The organism is Bowmanella yangjiangensis, from assembly GCF_017255015.1.
Taxonomy (GTDB): domain Bacteria; phylum Pseudomonadota; class Gammaproteobacteria; order Enterobacterales; family Alteromonadaceae; genus Bowmanella; species Bowmanella yangjiangensis.
On sequence record NZ_JAFKCS010000871.1, the window covers coordinates 1 to 296 of the forward strand.

At 66.6% G+C, this 296-nt stretch carries 1 protein-coding gene; it reads left to right on the forward strand.

What is annotated here, in order from left to right; translation table 11 throughout:
- Positions 1-296 (forward strand): nicotinamide mononucleotide transporter family protein (locus tag J0A65_RS27030; protein WP_206597238.1); only part of this gene is annotated, 296 nt, incomplete at both ends.

Here is a 296-nt window from a genome sequence, read left to right on the forward strand (position 1 = left end):
GCTGGTGGCAGTGGACACGCGGCGGAGACCAGCACGACGGGCGCAAGGTCAGTCGACTGAGCCTCGCCAGCCTGGCGACAGGCCTGTCGATGGGGGCGCTCGGTGCCTGGCTGCTCGGCTATCTCATGGCCAATCACACGGATGCCAGCGCCCCCTGGCTCGACGCCGCGCTGACGTCATTCAGTCTGGTCGCCCAGCTGTGGATGGCCCAGAAGCGCCTGCAATGCTGGGCCCTCTGGGTGGTCGTCGACCTCTGCTACGTCGCGTTCTTCGTCCATAGCCAGCTGTACCTCACT